This window comes from Polaribacter huanghezhanensis, assembly GCF_030444335.1.
Classification (GTDB): Bacteria; Bacteroidota; Bacteroidia; order Flavobacteriales; family Flavobacteriaceae; genus Polaribacter; species Polaribacter huanghezhanensis.
Window position 1 is genome coordinate 741,182 of sequence record NZ_CP128595.1, and the last position, 22,696, is coordinate 763,877.

Below are 22,696 nucleotides of genomic sequence, written 5' to 3' on the forward strand. Positions count from 1 at the left end.
ATATACAAACACGTTGTACACAAGCTGAAAAGAACGCAAGCCAGCCGCATAAATAGCACATTTGTTTTTTTTCAAAGCAAATCCAACGCTAAAAAAAACAAAAGAGCTATTTTAGCCAACGCTCAACCGAATTAAAGAAATGAAAAATGAAGCTCACGCAAGAATAAAAATCAATCAACTGCTCGAAGAAGCGGAATGGAGGTTTTTTGACAATGAGCAAGGTTCTGCGAATATCTTACTTGAAAATCACGTAAAAATTACCCAAACTGAAGTTGACGCTTGGGGAAACGATTTTGAAAAAGTAAAGTCTGGTTCTTTAGACTTTTTACTAGTTGACAGCAACAATAAACCAATTTGTGTTTTAGAAGCTAAAAAAGAAAGTCTTCATCCACTTATAGCAAAAGAACAAGCAAGAAAATATGCCAAAACAGTAGGAGCTCAATTTATCATTCTATCAAATGGAATTGTGCACTTCCTTTGGAACTTAGAGAAAGGGAATCCAAAACCGATTTATAAATTTCCATCACCAAGTGAAATTGGAGCAATTAAGGAATGGAATCCTGACAGAACTTCATTGGCGAACGAAGAAGTAAAAGATGACTTTATTGCTATTGTTCAAATGCCTGATTATGCGGAAAGACCTGAATGGAAAGGAAACCCTATAGACAGTAAAGATTTTATTTGGAATAATGGGTTAAGATTTTTAAGATATTACCAATTAAAAGCAATTCAAGAATTACAAAAAGCAGTTGCAAACAAAAAAGACCGTTTTCTTTTTGAAATGGCAACTGGAACTGGAAAAACACTTACTGCTGCTGGAGTAATTAGACTTTTCTTAAGAACTCAAAACGCAAGACGAGTATTATTTCTTGTAGATAGATTGGAATTAGAAGACCAAGCTTGGAAAGCTTTTACAAACTATCTTAAACCAGATTACACAACATTTATCTACAAAGAAAATAAAAGCGATTGGAGAAAAGCGGATATAGTTGTTACAACTATTCAATCTTTAATGTTCAATAACAAATATAGGTACGAATTTAAACCAACGGATTTTGACTTGTTAATTTCAGATGAATCACATCGTTCAATATCAGGAAATGCGAGAGCTGTTTTCGAATATTTTCACGGTTACAAATTAGGTTTAACAGCAACACCAAAAGATTATTTAAAAAGTGTTGATATTGACAAAGTAAAAGAAAACGACCCAAGAGAAATCGAAAGACGTTTGCTAAGAGATACATATGCAACCTTCGGTTGCGAAGGTGGTGACCCAACATTTCGCTATTCTTTAATAGATGGCGTAAAAGATGGTTTCCTTATCAATCCAAGAGTTTTAGATGCTAGAACAGAAATTACTACGCAATTGCTTTCTGATGAAGGCTATTCTGTTGCAATAGCAACTGAAGAAGGAGAAGAAACGGAAACCTTTGTTTCACGAGATTTTGAGAAAAAGTTTTTCTCAGAAAAAACAAATCGTGTTTTCTGTAAAACATTTTTAGAAAACGCCTTACGTGACCCAATTACCAAAGAAATTGGTAAAACAATCATTTTTGCAGTTAGTCAAAATCACGCAAGAAAAATCACTGAAATTTTAAACGATTTTGCAGAACAATTATATCCAAATAAATATAATTCAGATTTCGCAGTTCAAGTAACTTCTCAAGTTGGTGATGCTCAACAAATGACAATCAACTTTACAAATAACAATCTAAATGGAAAATCATCTTGGTTGGAAGGATATAAAACTGGAAAAACTAGAATTTGTGTAACCGTTGGAATGATGACAACAGGTTATGATTGTCCTGACTTACTTAATTTATGTATGATGCGTCCTATATTTAGTCCATCAGATTTTGTTCAAATAAAAGGTCGTGGAACCCGAAAGCACACATTTTCATATACTTTTAAAAACCAATTTGACGAAGAAGAAACTATTAATGAAGAAAAAGAATTTTTTAAACTGTTTGACTTCTTTGCAAATTGCGAATATTTTGAAGAAAAATTCAACTATGACGAAAAACTTAAACTACCAAAGCCTAAAAACGGTAAAGGCGAAGGTGGTGGAGGCGGAATTGATATTGATAAATACAATAGTCTAAGACCAGACCCAATTTTATCTGTAAATGAAGAACAAATTGGATATGAAGGAATGCGAATTGACAGAGAACTTTTCAAAAAGTTCGAAGACAGAATCGTAATGGATGATATCATAAAAAAGAACGTAGAATTAGGTAATTGGGAACACGTAGTTAGTCATATTCAAGCAGAAATATTCGATAAACCCGAAGAATATTTTAACTTAGAAAAACTACGTAAAGCTGCAAAAATTGATAGAAAAGTTTCTATTCGTGAAGTTGTAGAAAAAATATTTGGTATAATTCCAAAATTCAAATCAAAAGACGAGTTATTAGAAGAAGAGTTTGACAAATTCATTTCTATTTACCCGCCAGAAGAAAATGATATCAATATTATAGCTTTGAAGTATTTTTTTAAAGCATATATCGTTGACCAAGACATTAGAAAAATAATTGAAACAAAAGATTTTCAAGCATTACAAACCAATCCAACATTGACTATTTCACAGTTTAAAGCTGTAACCTCGAAATATCGCGAAGTAATACCAGTGTATATAAAAGACTATATAAAATTAGAGCAGTTCGCTGCTTAAAACACAATTATGTTAGATAATACAACAAGAAAAAGAATAGACAATTGTCGAGATATATTGGTAGGAAAGCTTCCTGACCCAAAATCACAAATTGAGCAAATTACAATTGCTTTGATTTACAAGTTTATGGATGATATGGATAAGGAATCCATAGAATTAGGAGGTAAAGCAAAATTCTTTTCTGGTGATTTTGAAAAATATAGTTGGGACAACCTTTTTGACCCGAAAGTGAGTGCAATGGAAATGCTTCAACTATACTCAGAGTCAATTGAGAGTATGGAAAAGAATCCAAATATTCCACAGCTTTTTCGGGATATTTTTAAAAATGCTTATTTACCTTATCGTGACCCTGAAACTCTAAAATTATTTTTAAAAACAATTGGAGAATTTGAATACACTCATAGTGAAAAATTAGGTGATGCATTCGAATATTTGCTTTCAGTAATGGGTTCACAAGGTGATGCTGGTCAATTTAGAACGCCTAGACACATAATTGATTTTCTTGTAGAAACTGTTAATCCAGGATTAAATGATACAATTCTTGACCCAGCTTGTGGTACAGCAGGATTTTTAATTTCTGCTTTTAAGCACATAAAAGAAAAAAACAATAATCAACTAACACCTGACCAAAGAAAAAAGTTGATAAACAACTTTACAGGATATGATATTTCACCAGATATGGTGCGTTTAAGTTTAGTGAATTTATACTTACACGGTTTCTCTGACCCTCATATTTATGAATATGACACTCTCACAAGTGAAGAACGTTGGAATGATAATTTTGATGTAATTCTTGCAAATCCGCCTTTTATGTCACCAAAAGGAGGAATTAGACCTCATAAAAAGTTTACAGTTCAAGTAAATAAAGCAGAAGTATTATTTACAGATTATATTTCGGAACATTTAAATCCAAAAGGTAAAGCTGCAATAATTATTCCTAATGCTGTAGTTGCAAATGCTCAGAGTTCTTTTAAGAAGCTTAGAAAATCATTAACTGAAAATAATTTATTAGCAGTAATAAGTCTACCTTCTGGTGTTTTCAATCCATATTCACCAATTAAAACTAGTGTTCTGTTATTAGATAAAGAACTTTCGAAAAAATCTAATGAAGTCCTATTTATTACTATCGAAAATGATGGGTTTGATTTGGGTGCTCAAAGAAGAACTATTGAAAAAAATGACTTACCTAATGCAATTTCATTGTTAAATGATTTTAAAGACAGTTTAAGAAATCAGAATAAATTCGAACTCGAAAAGCATAAGGTTTCTTCTTTACTTGTTTCTAAAACCACCATTCTAAAAGAAAAAAACATATCATTAATCGCTAATAGATACGTAACTAGAAAAGCAATCAATTCACAATATGAAACTGTAAAACTAGGTGATGTTTTAGACTATGAACAACCAACGAAATATATTGTCAAATCTGTAAATTATGATGACTCTTATACTACACCAGTTTTAACAGCAGGTAAAACATTTATTCTTGGCTATACAAATGAAAAAGATGGTATTTTCAAAAATGGTTTACCAGTAATCATTTTTGATGATTTTACAACTGCAACAAAACTTGTTGATTTTCCTTTTAAAGTAAAATCATCTGCAATGAAAATTTTAAGAGTTAAAAAGGATAAAGCAGATATTGAATATTTATATCACGTAATGCAGAATATTGATTTTGATAGTTCAGAACATAAACGTTACTGGATTTCCCAATTTTCACAACTTCTTATTCCTTTACCTTCTTTACCTAAGCAGAAAGAAATTGTATTAGAAATACGTAAAATGAAGGATGAAATTAGTGGTTTTGAAAAAAATATTATCGCTACAAAAAATAAAATAAAAGATAGAGTCTCAAAAATTTGGGGTGAATAGCATATGGTATTTGACGAATTTCATAAATATACAGAGAACTTAATACAAGCTCAATATAGTGTTTCAGAAATAATACAACACGAACTAACAAAAGGAGAAGTGCGTGAAGAATTTGTTATGGACACAATTCAAAGAGGATTTGGAAACGAAATCAACTTAAAAAGAGGATTTTTACAAGTTGGTGAAGTACAAAGTAATCAAATGGATATTTTACTCTTGAAACACAATGCACCTGTTGCAAATATTGGAAATCAAACTATTGTTCAACCTGAAAACTGCTTATTAGTTTTAGAAGTAAAAGGAAATGCTACAGGAAATGATTTAAAGGAATACAACGACAAAATTGGAATTATGAAAGCAATGCAAGCTGTTTCTCATCCAATGTTTGGAATTTTTTGCTATAAAATTAAGCTAGTAGAAAAAACTATACTAAATCGTTTCGGCTTTACTTATGACAATTTTTCGGGTTCTTTCTATGATGAATATAATGAACAAAGAGGTACTGAAGGTATTCCTGTTATATATCCAAATATTGATTTTCTAATTTCAATCGAAATTGATGTAGAAGGTAATGCTAAACAATACTATTTAAGAAAAAATGCGTTAACAGGTAGGTATATTAAATCAGTTGAGTATCCTGTACTTAAGAATTTATTTAGCTTAACACATAGTTTATTAATTGCAGGGAATTGAATATATTAAAAGCCAACGCTTAAAGCCATACACATTTGCAATTCGCACCAGCCAACACACCAGCCAAAAATTGCAAAAGAGTATGTCTTTGCCAACGCTAGCAAGTTTGCGGAAAGAAAAGCCAGTGTACAACACCGCATATAGCAAATTGCTTAATTGTAAATAATTAGGTAAATTTTATTACATTTAAACTAATTAACAAACAGTGGAAAATTACGGTTTCAAACCCGCAACTTGCCATATTCAAACTCGTTGTAGCTAATTATAGAAACGAAACTAAAACGTATCAATCCCGAATAAACATTGTTTCAAATTGAAAAATAAAAAAAACTTATACCAGTAGTAATTCTTTTATTTATAATTTCATTATTCATAGATTATCCTGTCTTTGAATCAAATGTAATTGGTGTTTACGTTGAAAAGTATCCTAGCAATGATCATTACATGAAGTTTCGAAAAAGAGAAAGAGATACTCTCTATTTAAAGAAGGATGGATTATTATTTAGTAAGTTTTGGGGAAATGGAACTTACAAACTAAAGAATTATAATGAAATAATATTAACTCCGGAGAAAGGTAAATCAATAACTACGCTTACAACAGTTACTAATGAATTATTTAGTAAGTTTAAAATAATAATTAATCATGGAGTAGATTGGGAGTATTATGAAAAAATTAAATAAACTACGCACAACAAAGAACTGAGCTAAAAAACAACTCTTTTATTCTTTCTTATTATGTATCAAATGTAATAAAAGGCAAACTTAAGACGTGTATAATTAATTAGTCCAATAAGAAAAAAGTCATTTAAGAAGTATTCTTCTATCAAGTTTACAAGCAAAAATAAATTTTTAGCTTAATTTTTCTTTTTAATCAAGTACAAATACACCGGGTAATGATCACTATATCCACCTGTATATCCGCCGTCAGAAAAACTTCTAAACGGATATCCTTTGTAGCGTCCATTTTTAGTCATTAAAAACCGTTTGTTAAAAATCATGGCTTTATACATTTTATAAGAAGAAAAGTCTTTTTCTCCTTTGTTTAAAGCGGGTGATGTAAAAAATATTTGATCAAATAAGCTGATATTGTCTCTATAACCAACCGTATTAAAACCGTGTTTGTGCATTTCTTCAAACGGATTGTACAAATCGCCTTCTTTTACATCCTTTTTTTTGCCTTTTGTTTTTAACACCTTTTTTAAACTCGAGTTTGTTGGGTTATCATTAAAATCTCCCATGCTAAAAATTTTAGCTTTCGGGTCAGTTTCTCTAATTTTTTCTATGATTTTTAAATTCTGATACGCAGCTTTTTCACGTAAAGATCTGCTTGCTGCTTCGCCACCACTTCTAGATGGCCAGTGATTTACAAGTATATGAATCAACTCATCATCTAAATATCCAGAAACCAATAATTGATCTCTTGTATAAACCCTAAAATTGTTTCTAAAAATAGTTGGAGTGAACGTTTCGTGATGTATCGGTTTAAAATATTTTTTTTGATATAACAACGCAACATCAATTCCTCTTTTGTCTGGCGATTCGTAATGAATAATCTCGTAATTCATTTTTTTTAGAGGCTTCGATGTTACCAAATCTTCTAAAACCGCTCTATTTTCAACTTCTGAAAGGCCAATTAATGCTGGACCTATTTTTGATTTCTCAAATCCAATCTGAGAAATGACACTTCCTAATTTTTCTATTTTATCCCAATACACTTTTGATTTATTGCCTTTTAATTGCATCATCGGACTAGCTTCATCGTTTTTTGTTGGGTCGTTAATTGTATCAAATAAATTTTCAACATTATAAAAAGCAAGTGTTCTAATAGTATATTGATTCGTTTTTGATTGTGCTTTTATGAGTACAGAAAGACACATAAAGCCCACTAAGAGTAGTCTTTTTTTCATTTTACAAGTTTTTTCTTACAAATATAAACAATTTCAAAAGCTACATAAAAGTCTGATTTGACAGTTATTAAATATTTTTATATCTTTAAGTCAAAAATTGAAAGCTATGAAAAAGATCATCTTAACGGTGTTCTTGACGGTTATTTTCTGCCCGAAAATTACTGCTCAGAACATTGTAAAAGGAACTGTGGTTGATAGCAATTCTGAAAAACCCATTATGGGAGTTTCTATTACTCTGCAATCAATCACAGTCAAAACAAAAGCAAACGGAACGTTTATTTTTGAAAACTTATCCGATGGAAAATTTATTGTAATCCTGAAATTTAAAGGCTATGAAACGCAAAATTTCCCGATTCACCTTGAAGAAAAAACAATTGATTTAGGTACTATTTTATTGTACGAAGATCTTTCTGTAGAGCAAGATTTAAGTACCATTACACTTACAGATGACGAGTTAAATGAAGACGGTAATACTGCAGATAATATTTCCGGACTACTACAATCTTCAAAAGATTTGTATCTACGAACTGCTGCTTTTGAATTTAGTTCCTCCTTTTTTAAAGTTAGGGGTTTAGATTCTGAAAATGCTTTATTGTTGATAAACGGAATTGAAATGAATAAAATTTATTCCGGAAGACCACAATGGAGTAATTGGGGCGGATTAAATGATGCAACTCGGAATCAAGAATTTAGTGCTGGTTTAGCTCCGTCAAACTTCTCTTTTGGTGGCGTTTTGGGAGCTACAAACATCAATGTCAGAGCTTCTGAAGCAAGACCTGGAGGAAGAATTTCCTACGCCTCTTCTAACAGAAGTTACCAACACAGAATTATGGTAACCTATTCTTCTGGGATTATAAAAAATGGTTGGTCTTATACCGTTTCTGCCAGTAGAAGAGCGGGAAACGAAGGTTTTAATGAGGGCACTTTTTATGACGCAAATTCATTTTTTATGTCTGTTGAGAAAAAAACAAATGCTGCTCATAGCATCAATTTTACAGCGATTTACACACCAAATAAAAGAGGAAAATCGTCTGCAAATACACAAGAAGTGTATGACTTAAAAGGCATTCAATACAATTCGTATTGGGGAAATCAAAACGGACGAATGCGGAATTATCGTCAAAAAAGAATTGTAGAACCCATTGTGATGTTGAATCATTATTGGACAATGAATAAATCCACAACGTTAAACACCAATGTTGCGTATCAATTTGGAGAAGTTGCAAATAGCAGAATAGATTATAACGGAAGTAAAATTGATGGTGCTATAAATGGTGTTCCAACAATTGTGAGTTTGGGTGGCGCTAATCCAGACCCAACCTATTATCAAAAATTACCTAGTTATGGGTTAAAAAAAGGCTATCCCAATGTCTACGGAATGGAAAAAACCTTCCTCAAAAATGGTCAGTTAGGTTGGAAAAACCTATATGAAGGGAACTCCAATCCGTTTAACCAAGGATTTTCTACTTACGTTTTATATGATGATAGAAATGATGACAAACAGCTTTCTGTAAATTCTATTTTTGAAACTGAAATAAATGAAAATAGCACGTTAAATGCTTCAATCCAATACAGACGTTTTAGTTCACATAACTTTGCTAAAGTACTTGATTTATTAGGCGGAAACAACTATTTAGATATTGATAATTTTGCTGCTACAAATGATTTAAAACAAAACGATGTACAACATCCGAATAGAGAAGTTACCGTTGGCGACACCTTTAAATACAACTATAATTTAACCTCCAATATTTTAAACGGATTTGTACAAACACAATTCAAATACAATAAAATAGATTTTTATGCTGCTGCAAGTATTTCTAAAACGACGCATCAAAGAGAAGGATATTATCAAAACGGAAAATTTGCCACAGCAAATGCTTCTTTAGGGAAATCTGAAAAACCTTCTTTTATAAATTACGGATTTAAAAGTGGCGCAACTTATAAAATAACAGGACGCCATTTAGTCGATATTAATGCCGGTTATGTAACAAAAGCACCAACATTAAGAAACACCTTTTCTAACTCAAGAGTTAACAACAATATTGTTACAAACTTAACAAGCGAACAAATCTTTTCTGCGGATGCAAGTTATATTTTAAGAAGTCCAATTGTACAAGCAAAAGCAACTGCTTATTATGCAAAAATAAAAGACGCAACAGAAGTTTCCTTTTATTATGCAGACGGAGTTGGAGGAAGCGGTTCTGAATACACTGCTTTTGTACAAGAAATTTTAACCGGAATTGATAAAAAATATGTTGGTACAGAATTAGGAATTGAAGCGCAAGTTACCGCAACATTCAAGTTAAAAGGAGCTGCAAATATTGGTCAATATACGTATGATAACAATCCAACATTAACGTTAAAATCTGAAATTGATGGATTTCAATTTGCACCAAGAGCGTCCAACTTAAAAAATTACAAATTAGCCGCTGGACCACAACAAGCATATTCGGTTGGATTTGAATATAGAGATCCAGATTATTGGTGGATTGGAGCAACGATGAATTTTTTTGCGAATGCTTGTGTAGATGTTGCACCATTAACAAGAACAAGCAATTTTAATGATAATGGCGGAATTCCGTTTAACGATTACAATCCTGAATTAGCAAAACAATTACTACAACAAGAAAAATTTGACAGCTATAATGTTGTCAATCTTGTTGGTGGAAAATCTTGGAAAATTAACAATTATTATGTGAGTCTTTTTGCAAGTATTAGCAATCTACAAAACACCAAATATAAAACGGGCGGATTTGAACAAGGCAGAAATGCAAACTACAGAGAATTAAGAGATGATAAAGCACTTTCCTCTCCAATTTTTGGAGCAAAATATTGGTACGGAAGAGGTGCGACTTACTTTTTAAACGTCAACTTTAGATTTTAAAAAAATTAAAAAAAAGAATTATGAAAACATTAAAACAATACAAAACAGCTATTCTATTTTCACTTTTTATTGTTATTTCTTGCGTGCAAGACAACGCGTTTGAAGTGCCAGATATTACGATTACAGATCCAACTATTACAGCAAATTCAGATTTAGGGAAAGTAAAAACGGCTTTACAACAAGCGTTTTTTTCTAACCAAAAGTTGGTGTTTACTTTTCCTGTAAACGAAAATAATCCAACATATATTGAAGCCTACGTAATTTCAACAGATGCTACTGGAAATTTTTATAACAAACTCATTGTGCAAGACAAAGCAGAAAATCCGACAGCAGGAATTGAAATTTTAATCAACAAATCTGCCCTAAGTGATTTGTTTTCTGTCGGACAAAAAATATTTATCAAATTAGATGGTTTGTCGGTTTCCTATGATGACGGACAAAGTACAGTGAACCCTATAAATTTAGCACCAGGAAAATATTCGTTAGGTTTTTTAGAGGGTGATAGAGCGGGTAAAATTCCTTCAACCGCAATAAAGAATCATCTTTTTAGAACGTCAACAATTGTTCCAATCATTCCTCAAAAAATTACGATAGAAAACATCACAGGTGCAACCATAAATACGTTTGTTCAGTTAGAAAAGGCTCAATTTGACATTTCAGAAAAAGGAAGAACTTTTGCAGGAGAAAGATATGATGAATACGACGGATTTCGATATGTATTTGAATGCGGATCAGAACACGAATTAAGATTACAAACCAGTACTTTTTCTAGTTTTAAATCGACCTTGATTCCTAATGGACAAGGAAAAATTGACTTTATTTTAAGCAAAGATTTCAAATCAGAATTTTTAGTTGCCATTGTAAATTCTCCTTCAACAATTGATTTTACAAACACTACAAGATGCGATCCTGTCTTTTTAAATTGCCCTGAAAACACAAGTGTTGGAAACGTTATTTTAATCGATGAAAATTTTGAAAACCTTAAAACAAATTCGCAATTACTCAACGCAGGTTGGTCGAATATCAATGCAAATGGTGGTAAAAATGTCTTTAAATCAAAAACAAAAAACGGAAATAGAGTGATAGAAATGTCTGCATATAACACCTCAGAAAATCCATTAGAAACCTGGCTAATTTCTCCAGCAATTAATTTAGACACTACCACAAATGAAACCTTAACTTTTGAAACCAATAACGGATATGACAATGGAAAAGCTTTAAAAGTTTTTATTTCCTCTGATTTTTCTGTAGATGTAAAAGCAGCAACTTGGACTCTAATTAATGCCACCGTATCTGTAGGTCCAAGTAGTGATTATTCAAACTTTTTTACCAAATCTGGCAACATCAGTTTGTCTTGTTTATCAGGAAACGTACACATTGCTTTTCAATATTTTGGTGGCGATGGAGGCGTTTCTACAACGGTACAAATAGACAATGTAAAAATTACTGGAAACTAATTTAGATTACAGGTCTTATAGAAAAACCTCTTCATTTATTTTACAAAATGATGAGGTTTTTATTAATTTAAATTTCGTTTTTCTATAAAAAAGCGTTTTAAAATTTGCGAACATTCGTTTTCTAAAATTCCGCCAACAACTTTTGTTTTGGGATGAATGGTTGTTTTTAGTTTTAAAAATCCACGTTCAAGTTCAGAAGCACCATAAACGATTTTTCCTAATTGCGCCCAATAACTTGCGCCAGCACACATTTGGCACGGTTCTAAAGTAACATACAAGCTGCACTCTTTTAAATATTTTCCTCCTAAATAATCTGCTGCTGCCGTAAATGCTTGCATTTCAGCATGCGCAGTTACATCATTTAAAGTTTCTGTTAAGTTGTGTGCTCTTGCAATAATTTGTTCTTTAAAAACGATGATTGCTCCCACAGGAACTTCGCCTTTATCAAAAGCAATTGCGGCTTCATCTAAAGCTTTTTTCATAAAATAAACATCGTCAAAAGGGTTCAACATCATAAAAAATATTTTTTCAATAATACAAAAAGCAAATCAGATGTAAAACTCGTACTTTTGTTGCATGTCAACAAAACTTTTAGATACAATTTACAATCCTAAAGATGTACGAAAACTAAAACCAGCACAATTACCGGTTTTAGCAAAAGAATTGCGTGATTTTATTATTGATATTGTGGCGACTAAAGAAGGGCATTTAGGCGCAAGTTTAGGTGTTGTAGAACTCACAATTGCTTTGCATTATTTGTTTGATACGCCAACTGATTTATTGATTTGGGATGTTGGGCATCAAGCCTATGGACACAAAATTCTTACCGAAAGAAAAAACGTTTTTGACACCAACAGAAGACTCAACGGAATATCAGGTTTTCCAAAAAGAAGCGAAAGTGTGTATGATGCTTTTGGTGTTGGACATTCTTCAACATCAATTTCTGCAATTTTAGGAATGGCAATTGCATCAAAATTAAAAGGAGATACCGAAAAACAACATATTGCGGTTATTGGAGATGCTTCTATTGCAAGCGGAATGGCCTTTGAAGCGTTGAATCACGCCGGAGTTACAGACGCAAATGTATTGGTTATTTTAAACGACAATGCCATCGGGATTGATCCGTCTGTTGGTGCGTTAAAAGAATATTTGACCAAAGTAAAAACGGACAAAAGACTTGCCGCTCAGAACAATATTATAAAAGCCTTAAACTTTAAGTATTCTGGTCCAATTGATGGTCATAATTTAGAAGAATTGCTAGCAGAATTAACTCGATTAAAAAAAGTAAAAGGGCCTAAATTCTTACACATAATAACTACCAAAGGAAAAGGTTTACGACAGGCAGAAGAAAATCAGGTGCAGTATCACGCACCAGGAAAGTTTGATAAAATTACCGGAGAAATCACTCCGACAGCACAAAAAATTGAGCCTCAAAAATACCAAGATATCTTTGGAAAAACCTTGGTTGAATTGGCTGATAAAAATGATAAAATTGCCGGCATCACTCCTGCAATGATTACCGGAAGTTCTTTAAAATTTTTATTAGAAAAATATCCTGAAAGAACATTTGATGTAGGAATTGCAGAGCAACACGCAGTAACTTTGGCTGCAGGAATGGCAACGCAAGGAATAGTTCCTTTTTGTAATATTTATTCTACTTTTTTACAACGCGCTTACGATCAAATTATACACGATGTTGCCTTGCAAAATTTACCGGTAATTTTCTGTTTAGACAGAGCAGGTTTGGTTGGCGAAGACGGCGCAACACATCACGGAGTTTTTGATTTGGCCTATTTACGATGTATTCCTAATCTAATTCTTTTTGCGCCAAGAAATGAAGTTGAACTTCGCAATATCATGTACACTGCTCAATTAGGTTTAAAGAATCCGATTGCAATTCGGTATCCAAGAGGAAAAGGGGTTTTGATTGATTGGAAACAACCTTTTTCCAACATAGAAATTGGTACAGGAATTTGTCTAAAAGAAGGAAAAGATATTGCCGTTTTATCAATTGGGAGCATTGCAAAAAATGTAACTCTTGCCATTGAAAAATTAGAAGAAAAGAGTTCTATTGCTCATTACGATATGCGTTTTGTAAAACCTGTGGATGAAAAATTACTGCATACAATTTTCAACTCTTTTGAAAATATAATTACTGTTGAAGACGGAACCATTTCTGGTGGATTTGGATCTGCAATCGCAGAGTTTGCAATAAAAAATAAGTATAAAAACAACATTACAGCACTTGGAGTTCCAGATACATTTATCCATCAAGGAACTGTTGAAGAACTACATAAAATTGCAAAAATAGATACTGAATCTATCTTTAACACACTAAAAAAGCAGCATTAATTACTTAATACTGCTTTTGTCTGTTCGAACGGAGTCGAGAACTCATGAAAAATAAACTTTTATTTATATCTCGACACCACTCAATATGAGTTTTAAAAATTTTATTATTTAATAATTACTTTTCCTGTTGCTTTTTTATTATTCGCATCTATCAAATGAACAATATAAACTCCCGAAGTTAAATTTACAGAAACGGGTTGTTTCTCGTTTTGTGTAAAATCTACTTGTTTAGAAAATACTTGTTTTCCGGTGATATCAAATAGTAATAAATTCGCTTTTCCTAAGGTGTTTTTTGCAAAAATGGTAAACTCACCATTAGAAACTGTTGGGTACATGGTAAATACTTTGTTGTTTTTTACAACATCTTCTATAGAAGCTGTTGCTGTAGAAAACTGACCTGAAAAAACACCTCTTCCGTATGTGGAAGCAAAAACGTTGTTGTCATCTCTTACATCTAAATCCGTAACTTTTACATTAGACATACCATTAAATGATTGAATCCATTTTGGTGAAGCATCTTTAAAGTTACCTGTTCTCCAAACCCCTAATTGTGTTCCAATAATTACTTCATTTGGATTTAAAGGATTCATTAAAACAGCTTTTACTGGAACATCTGGAAAATCACCCTCTTTATTTGCCCATGTTGTACCACCATCAGCTGTGTACCAAATGCTTACAACACCATAATTATGAAATGTTACTAAAATTTCATTTTCGTTTGTTCCGAATTCAATATCAGAAATACTACCAGTAAAATTTGCTCCTGTTATTTTAGTCCAAGTATTTGTGCCTAAATTTGCTTGAGTTACTCTTAATAATTCTCCATTTTTTAACCCAACATATAAATTAGATTGAGTAGTTATATACGGAGATATTTTCAAAGCACTTGGTGCTGCATTCATCAACGCATCTGTTAAGCTTGTTGTTGCAACAGCAGAACCTCCTGGTTTTATGTTATCATATCTTCTTATGCTATAATTACTTCCACTCGAATAATTTGAATATAAAAGATCTTTATTAGAATCTAACTCTTCTGTATTTATAAAATCACCATTACTTCCATCCTCTTTATTTATTGTTCTATAAGCCTTGGTAATAAAGTCATATAAAGTTATTTTGCCATTATAAGGTACATTTGTTATGAAGTATGCATCTGTACCATCTTGATCAAAAGCACTATAAGCTCCGTCTCCTCCAGTAACCTCTTGACTTGAATTAATAGTAGTGTTTGTATCGGTAAAATACTGTGTGCCATTATCTTGTGCTCCTGCTAAAAAAACATCAATATTCGAGCCAAATACAGTGGTAGGAGCTACGCCAACTGTATAAAACTGCGTTACATTATAATTTTTATTTCTAGCTTCTATTGCAGTAGTGGTTGCTTCTGCACCCAACAATGAAGTTGCATAAAAAACACCGCCATCATTACCAATAATTGCTTTATTTGCATCTGTTGGGTGAAATGCCCAGCCATGCTGATCTGAATGAGCATATGGAATATTTAATCCCGCTAAATTATTATTGTTAGACCATTTAGAAATTTGTTTCCATGCTCCTCCAGCATTAGTGCTTCTAAATAAATCGATACCGCCTGCATAAATAATATTGTCATCTGTAGGGTCTACTTCTAGTACTAAATTATAAGATCCTTGTCCTCTTGCAAAATCATTATTTGGAATTCCAGTATCTGCATCCGCTGGCGTTGTAATATTTGTTGTTGTTGTAAAACCATCTGTAGTTACTTCCATTTTAGGAACACCACTGATAAGGGACAAAGCATACATTTTATTTTTATCTTTTTTAGAAACTGCTATTTCTGTTCTTGCTCCACCTGTTAATGTATGAGCAACAGTAAAATTACTTCCATTTGTAGATTTTAAAATAGTTCCACCACTTTTATTATTTGAAAAAATTGTTGATTTCGTTGCTACCCAAAGTGTGTTGTCTGCTCCGATTTCAAAATCATTTGGTTCATATAGTGCATCGTATGTGTTTGGGGTAGACCCTGGAACGTCTGGCATTGTAACTCGATTCCAAACATCTTGATTATCTACTGATTTAAACAACCCTAATGAATACACAGAAGGAAATTCGTTTCCTGTAGATGCTCCTGCGGCAGCATAATAGGCACCCCCAAGCCCTATAAAAACCTCTGTTTTATTTGTAACTGGATTGTTCCATGCAATAATATCATTTATAAAAAAAGTACGATTTTGATAATCAGGGTCATTCGTATTATTAAACACATTCACCCAACTATTTCCTCCATCTGTAGATTTCCAAATACCATTTCCAGTAACTTTAGCGTTGGTATATACTTCTCCTGTACCCACATACATAATTTGTGAGTTGTTCGGGTCAACGGTCATACAACTTACCGATAAGTTTTCATCAATACCCACTCGTATCCAAGAAGAATTTGCGTCTGTAATATCATTATTTACCCACAAACCTCCAGAAACGCCACCCGCAAAAACACGTTTGTATGTTGCGTCATTTGGATCAAATAGCACAACTCTAGTTCTACCTCCAACATTATTTGGTCCTCTTTCTACCCATTTATTATCAGCAGCATCTCCAGGTACTCTTTGTAATTTTCTTTGAGATTTTAATTCTTGTTGAACTTTAAATACATTCTCAGGATATGTTCTCCCTGTATTTGGATTCATTTCTAATAAATATTCTTGTTCAAAATATTTATTTGGAGGTAATCCTTGTGCTTTTCTTTCTTTTTTTGTTAGCTGTAACGTTTTATTATATGGGTGATTCTTTATAAAATTTGCGTATTTTTCTCTTGCTTTTTCTTTATCTGTATCATTATTTAGAACTAAATACATAGCAAAAATTGCAATGAAAATTGTAAATGCGAATAGTATTTTTTTCCTCATAATTTATTTAATTTCAAGTTTAATTTTGCCAAAAACAACAAATTAGTTTTAGATAAGATTTCCGTTTAATTTTTTATGTAATCGAATTGCATAGCTATCAGACATTTTAGAAACATAACTACAAATTTTCATAATTCTATTGTATAAATTGTCTGTTGTGTTTTTGTATTCGTTTGGTAATAAATTTAAAACCAACCTATCATAATTAGACGCTGTTCCTAAAAAATTATTGTTTAATGCATTTACAAACACGTCTAGTACGTCAGCAATAATCTTATAACCAGCAACTTCTTTTTCTACAACATCGTTGCTTTTGTAAATTTTATCTACACTAATTTTTAATATGTCGTTTATTTGTGCCTCATACTTACATCTATCTAACAAACCTTTGTCAAATTCTCCTTTTAAAATAACTTCTTCATTTGCTAAAAAGATCTCCACTGTTTCATTTACCAATACGCCAATTGCCAATGCACGTAAATAACTAACTCTGTCTTTTTTATGTTGTAAAGAATGGTATTTCTTTGTGTCAATCGTATCTTTTACCAGCTTAATCATGAATTCTAACGCAAAATCTTCGTCGATTAAACCTAAGTTGATTCCGTCTTCAAAATCGATAATTGTATAACAAATATCATCAGCAGCTTCTACTAAATACGCTAACGGATGTCTGTAAAAAGAAACATCTTTTGTGGTAGATTTACGCAACAAACCCAATTCGTTTGCTACATCTAAAAAAGCCTCTTTTTCTGATTGAAAAAAGCCATATTTTTTATCTACAATATGTTTTGTAGGTTTTTTTGGCAACGACTCTTTCGGATATTTTAAAAACGTACCCAACGTTGCATACGACAAACGCAATCCGCCAGAAATTCCTTTTCTTGTTTCTGTTAATATTTTAAATCCATTTGCATTTCCTTCAAAATCTATTAAGTCTTGATATTCTTTTTCGGTAAGTTCCGCTTTATATTTTGCGCCATTTCCTGTTTTAAAATATTCGCCAATGGCTTTTTCTCCAGAATGTCCAAAAGGCGGATTTCCAATATCATGAGTAACAGAAGCGGCAGCTACAATGGCACCAAAATCATTAAAGGTATAACCTAATGTTGCTAAATTTGGATGACGTTCTAACAACACTTTTCCAACGCGTCTTCCAATACTTCTACCAACCACAGAAACTTCTAAACTGTGCGTTAAACGCGTGTGTACAAAATCGGTTTCTGACAACGGAATTACTTGTGTTTTGTCTTGTAAACTTCTAAATGCTGATGAAAATATAATTCTATCAAAATCTACATCAAAACCCAAACGTGTTTCGTCTTGTTGTGCTCTGTGGCGTTTTTCTGTGTCGCCAAATCGTTTTAGTGAAAGTAATTGTTCCCAGTTCATTGTTGAATTATTAATTGATTTGTAAATCTACAAAATAGATTTCTCGACTCCGCTCGAAATGACAAAAAAAAGAGAAGCATTGCTGCTTCTCTATTTCCCTTTTAATTTAGTATGAAAAACTATTTTCATAGTGTTTCACAAATTTTGGGTTCAGTTAAGAACCACACATTAAGCAATCGTCTGGTCCGGCATTTTTAGATGCATCTACCATTGCTTTAAATTCTTCTGGAGACATTGGTTTCTCCTCTTCTTTTTTCTCTTTTGATAACGTAAACTGAATAGCGTTTACTGCTGATTTTGTTCTTAAATAATACATTCCTGTTTTTAAACCAGATTTCCATCCGTAGAAATGCATCGATGTTAATTTTCCAAAATCTGGATCTTGCATAAACAAGTTTAACGATTGTGATTGGTCTATAAAGTACCCTCTGTGGCGCGCCATATCGATGATGTCTTTCATACTCATTTCCCAAACTGTTTTGTACAATTCTCTTAATTCTGCAGGAATTTTTTCGATATGTTGTATCGATCCGTTTGCACGCATAATATCTTCTTTCATATCATTGTCCCACAAGCCTAACTCAACTAAATCTTCTAATAAGTGTTTGTTTACAACAATAAACTCACCAGATAAAACTCTACGCGTATAAATGTTAGAAGTATATGGTTCAAATGCTTCGTTGTTTCCTAAGATTTGAGAAGTTGACGCTGTTGGCATCGGCGCAACTAATAACGAGTTTCTAACTCCGTGTTTCATTACTTGCTTGCGCAATTTTGCCCAATCCCAATTTCCGCTTAATTCGTCATCTTTAATTCCCCACATGTTAAATTGGAATTCTCCTTCAGACATTGGCGAACCTTTAAATGTTGAATACGGTTCTTTTGCTTTTGCCATTTCCATTGATGATGTAACTGCTGCAAAATACATGGTTTCAAAAATCTCTTGATTCAGTTTTTTTGCTTCTTCAGATGTAAATGGCATGCGTAAATTGATAAATGTATCTGCCAAACCTTGAATTCCTAATCCAACGGGTCTGTGACGGAAATTTGAATTCTCTGCTTCTTTAACCGGATAATAATTCATATCAATCACCGTATCTAAATTACGAGTTACCTTTTTGGTTACTTCAAATAATTTTTTATGATTGAAGAATTTTTCTCCGTTTTCTTTTTCTGTCACAAACATTGGCAATGCAATGGATGCTAAATTACACACAGCAACTTCATCATTTGCAGTATATTCCATAATTTCGGTACATAAGTTTGAAGAACGAATAGTTCCTAAATTCTTATGATTCGTTTTACGGTTTACAGCATCTTTATACAACATGTACGGCGTACCTGTTTCAATTTGAGATTCTAGAATTTTCTCCCAAAGTTCTCTCGCTTTAATTGTTTTTCTTCCTTTTTCTGCTGCTTCGTACCCTTCGTACAAACGCTCAAATTCATCACCATAAGAATCAAATAAATGCGGACATTCATTTGGACACATCAACGTCCAAGTTCCGTCTTCTTGCACACGTTTCATAAATAAATCTGGAATCCACATAGCATAGAATAAATCTCTTGCACGATTTTCTTCTTTCCCGTGATTTTTCTTCAAATCTAAAAAGTCGAAAATATCTGCATGCCAAGGTTCTAAATACATGGCGAAAGAACCTTTACGTTTTCCTCCTCCTTGATCTACATAACGAGCTGTATCATTAAATACTTTTAACATTGGTACAATTCCGTTACTTGTACCATTTGTTCCTCTAATATAAGAACCTGTTGCTCTTACATTGTGAATTGACAAACCAATTCCGCCAGCAGATTGAGAAATCTTTGCTGTTTGTTTTAACGTATCATAAATTCCGCCAATACTATCATCTTGCATTTGTAATAAAAAACAAGAAGACATCTGTGGTTTTGGAGTTCCTGCATTAAATAATGTTGGTGTTGCATGTGTAAAATATTTTTTACTCATCAACTCATAAGTAGCAATTGCTTCGTCAATATCATTTTTATGAATCCCAATAGAAACACGCATTAACATGTGTTGTGGACGTTCAGCAATTTGACCGTTTAATTTTAATAAATACGAACGCTCTAATGTTTTAAAACCAAAATAATCGTAATTAAAATCTCTGTTATAAATGATTGTAGAATCTAATTTTTCTGCATTGTCTTTGATGATTTGATACACATCATCTGCCAACAATGGCGCTTTTTTATCTGTACGTGGATTGACATAATAATACAAATCGTCCATGGTTTCTGAGAACGATTTTTTAGTGTTTTTATGTAAGTTAGAAACGGCGATTCTTGCAGCTAATTTTGCATAATCTGGATGTGCAGTTGTCATTGTAGCAGCAGTTTCTGCCGCTAAATTGTCTAATTCTGAAGTGGTAACTCCATCATATAAACCTTCAATAACACGCATCGCAACTTTTACAGGATCAACAATTTTGTTTAATCCATAGCACATTTTTTTTACTCTAGCAGTAATTTTATCAAACATTACTGGCTCTTTTTTGCCATCTCTTTTTAGTACGAACATATATATTTACGATTTAATGATTTATGATTTACGATTTTTGGCGAATCGTTCTTATTTTTAATTTTTTACTTAGTTCTCTTCGTTTTAATTGAAGCGACTAAAATTGACAATACTTGATTTATTTACGATATATGCAATTACAAATCGTGTATTGTTAAAAGTCTGAATCGAAACTAATACTTCCTGTTCCTCCAGATTTTACACCTGCTTTTTGATATTCTGATACTCTTTTTTCAAAGAAATTTGTTTTTCCTTCTAAAGAAATCATTTCCATAAAGTCAAACGGATTTGCTGCATTGTATTCTTTTTCACAATTAAATTCTTCAAGCAATCTGTCTGCAACAAATTCTAAATATTCTGTCATTAACTTGGCGTTCATTCCAATTAAACTTACAGGTAAAGATTCTGTGATAAATTCGCGCTCAATATTTAGTGCATCAACAATAATTTCTCTAATACGCTCTTTTGGAACTTTGTTTATAATATGATGATTGTGTAAGTGTACAGCAAAATCACAATGCATTCCTTCGTCTCTAGAAATTAGCTCGTTAGAAAAGGTTAATCCTGGCATTAACCCTCTTTTCTTTAACCAGAAAATTGAACAAAAAGCACCTGAGAAGAAAATTCCTTCAACTGCAGCAAATGCAATTAAACGTTCTGCAAAAGAATCAGATTCTATCCATTTTAACGCCCAATCTGCTTTCTTTTTTATGGCAGGAAAGTTTTCTATTGCATTAAATAACTTTCCTTTTTCTACTTCGTCTTTAACGTAGGTATCTATCAATAAAGAATAGGTTTCAGAATGGATATTTTCCATCATTATTTGAAATCCGTAGAAAAATTTTGCTTCAGAAAATTGTACCTCATTCACAAAATTTTCTGCTAAATTTTCGTTTACAATTCCGTCTGATGCAGCAAAAAAAGCTAAAATATGTTTGATAAAATAACGCTCGTCATCTGTTAATTTAGTATTCCAATCTACAGTATCTGCATGCAAATCAATTTCTTCTGCAGTCCAAAAACAAGCTTGTTGTTTTTTGTACCAATCCCATAAATCATCATGTTGAATTGGAAATATTACAAATCGGTTATCATTTGGTTGTAAAATTGGTTCTATAGCAGACATTCGTTGAGAGAAAGTTTAAATTGTTTAAAATCGTGTTATTTTGTCGAAAAAGACGTTAACAAAGATTGGAAAATTTGACTGAAATATGAAGTTATACTTATTCACAAAAAGTTGAAGTTTTTAACAAAACCTTCACATTTGTCTTTTTTTTGTTTTTAAAAAACACTTTGTAATTACTTGATAATCAAGAAATTATTTTTTTAATTTTTTACAACACCCTAATTTTATTGACTTTCTAAAAAAACACCCCTTTTAAATTTCAAAAATTTAACAACTCTTTTTTTGTTTTTTTGAGATCGCTTTTTTGCAAAAAAAATGACTCCTATCTATAGGAATCATTTTAATAAAAAAGTTGGTTTTTTTATTGTTTTATTGTTGCTGTTAAATTGATATGAACTTCAATTTTAAAATCCATTGGCCCTGCATCTGAAAGTCCATTTCCTGCTAAAGTAATTACCGTTGAACTATTATTTACAAACGCATCTTCTAATTGACTTATCACTGTACCATCTGAAATAGAAAAAACAGTTCCTGCACTTGCCGCTTGAGAAATATTTAAGTTTGTAATGGTGCCTATTTCAGTAGAATCAAATTTTAAGGTTCCAGATTGTATTACTCCATCTGTATTTCCTGTAAAATCTTTATATATATAAGTAAATGAATTTATTTTTACTGCAGTTATTTTATCTACATATTTGGCAAAATCTCCTGAACGAAGATCTAATGTTTTTGTCAAGTTAAATGCCCCTGAAGTTCCTACGGTTTTTGGGATACTAACAGCTACACTTTCAGTTAAATTATTATCTATTTTTAATTCTAAGAGTTCAAAGAAATTGCCACAAGAAATTATAAGTGTTGCTAAGAATACGAATGCTATTCTGTTTTTCATGATTCTTTATTTTACCTAAAACA

General features: G+C 32.1%; 14 protein-coding genes. 7 read left to right on the plus strand and 7 right to left on the minus strand.

Annotated features, from left to right (window positions below; all coding sequences use genetic code 11):
- The first annotated feature begins 139 nt into the window (after positions 1 to 139).
- The 4 genes from KCTC32516_RS03615 to KCTC32516_RS03630 all read left to right on the plus strand — a co-directional run bounded on the left by KCTC32516_RS03615 (position 140) and on the right by KCTC32516_RS03630 (position 5,920).
- Positions 140 to 2,671, plus strand: a complete 2,532-nt coding sequence (locus KCTC32516_RS03615; protein WP_301402014.1) for a DEAD/DEAH box helicase family protein — start codon at positions 140 to 142, stop codon at positions 2,669 to 2,671.
- 9 nt (positions 2,672 to 2,680) lie between these two features.
- Positions 2,681 to 4,546 carry an N-6 DNA methylase gene (locus tag KCTC32516_RS03620; RefSeq protein WP_301402015.1) on the plus strand — a complete coding sequence of 622 codons (1,866 nt, stop codon included), beginning with the start codon at positions 2,681 to 2,683 and terminating at the stop codon, positions 4,544 to 4,546.
- 3 nt (positions 4,547 to 4,549) lie between these two features.
- Positions 4,550 to 5,239 carry a DUF6602 domain-containing protein gene (locus KCTC32516_RS03625; RefSeq protein WP_301402017.1) on the plus strand — a complete coding sequence of 230 codons (690 nt, stop codon included), beginning with the start codon at positions 4,550 to 4,552 and terminating at the stop codon, positions 5,237 to 5,239.
- Between the two features lie 444 nt (positions 5,240 to 5,683).
- Positions 5,684 to 5,920, plus strand: a complete 237-nt coding sequence (locus tag KCTC32516_RS03630; protein ID WP_301402018.1) for a hypothetical protein — start codon at positions 5,684 to 5,686, stop codon at positions 5,918 to 5,920.
- Between the two features lie 173 nt (positions 5,921 to 6,093).
- Here KCTC32516_RS03630 and KCTC32516_RS03635 read toward each other — a convergent pair whose 3' ends face one another.
- Positions 6,094 to 7,146, minus strand: a complete 1,053-nt coding sequence (locus KCTC32516_RS03635) for an endonuclease/exonuclease/phosphatase family protein (protein ID WP_301402020.1) — start codon at positions 7,144 to 7,146, stop codon at positions 6,094 to 6,096.
- A 106-nt stretch (positions 7,147 to 7,252) separates the two neighbouring features.
- Here KCTC32516_RS03635 and KCTC32516_RS03640 point away from each other — a divergent pair, with 106 nt between their 5' ends.
- Together KCTC32516_RS03640 and KCTC32516_RS03645 are read left to right on the plus strand one after the other, a co-directional pair.
- Positions 7,253 to 10,033 carry a TonB-dependent receptor gene (locus KCTC32516_RS03640; protein WP_301402022.1) on the plus strand — a complete coding sequence of 927 codons (2,781 nt, stop codon included), beginning with the start codon at positions 7,253 to 7,255 and terminating at the stop codon, positions 10,031 to 10,033.
- 20 nt (positions 10,034 to 10,053) lie between these two features.
- The gene (locus tag KCTC32516_RS03645) at positions 10,054 to 11,490 is read left to right on the plus strand and encodes a DUF5689 domain-containing protein (RefSeq protein ID WP_301402024.1); all 1,437 of its coding nucleotides are present in this window, start codon (positions 10,054 to 10,056) and stop codon (positions 11,488 to 11,490) included.
- A gap of 62 nt (positions 11,491 to 11,552) precedes the next feature.
- Here KCTC32516_RS03645 and KCTC32516_RS03650 read toward each other — a convergent pair whose 3' ends face one another.
- Positions 11,553 to 12,002, minus strand: coding sequence for a nucleoside deaminase (locus KCTC32516_RS03650; RefSeq protein ID WP_301402722.1), 450 nt, complete (start codon positions 12,000 to 12,002; stop codon positions 11,553 to 11,555).
- Between the two features lie 64 nt (positions 12,003 to 12,066).
- On the opposite strand from KCTC32516_RS03650, the gene dxs reads away from it, so the two are divergent.
- Positions 12,067 to 13,842, plus strand: coding sequence for a 1-deoxy-D-xylulose-5-phosphate synthase (dxs, locus tag KCTC32516_RS03655; RefSeq protein WP_301402026.1), 1,776 nt, complete (start codon positions 12,067 to 12,069; stop codon positions 13,840 to 13,842).
- A 104-nt stretch (positions 13,843 to 13,946) separates the two neighbouring features.
- Here dxs and KCTC32516_RS03660 read toward each other — a convergent pair whose 3' ends face one another.
- The 5 genes from KCTC32516_RS03660 to KCTC32516_RS03680 all read right to left on the minus strand — a co-directional run bounded on the left by KCTC32516_RS03660 (position 13,947) and on the right by KCTC32516_RS03680 (position 22,673).
- Complete coding sequence (locus tag KCTC32516_RS03660; protein WP_301402028.1) at positions 13,947 to 16,679, minus strand: WD40/YVTN/BNR-like repeat-containing protein; 2,733 nt, start codon at positions 16,677 to 16,679, stop codon at positions 13,947 to 13,949.
- A 99-nt stretch (positions 16,680 to 16,778) separates the two neighbouring features.
- Positions 16,779 to 18,119 (minus strand): deoxyguanosinetriphosphate triphosphohydrolase, encoded by a 1,341-nt coding sequence (locus tag KCTC32516_RS03665; RefSeq protein WP_301402030.1) that lies wholly within the window; start codon positions 18,117 to 18,119, stop codon positions 16,779 to 16,781.
- 154 nt (positions 18,120 to 18,273) lie between these two features.
- Positions 18,274 to 20,658: a ribonucleoside-diphosphate reductase subunit alpha gene (locus KCTC32516_RS03670; RefSeq protein WP_301402031.1), complete on the minus strand. Its 2,385-nt coding sequence runs from the start codon at positions 20,656 to 20,658 to the stop codon at positions 18,274 to 18,276.
- Between the two features lie 154 nt (positions 20,659 to 20,812).
- On the minus strand, positions 20,813 to 21,784 hold the full coding sequence (locus KCTC32516_RS03675) for a ribonucleotide-diphosphate reductase subunit beta (protein ID WP_301402033.1): 972 nt from the start codon (positions 21,782 to 21,784) through the stop codon (positions 20,813 to 20,815).
- Between the two features lie 361 nt (positions 21,785 to 22,145).
- Positions 22,146 to 22,673: a hypothetical protein gene (locus KCTC32516_RS03680; protein ID WP_301402035.1), complete on the minus strand. Its 528-nt coding sequence runs from the start codon at positions 22,671 to 22,673 to the stop codon at positions 22,146 to 22,148.
- Positions 22,674 to 22,696: the final 23 nt, after the last annotated feature.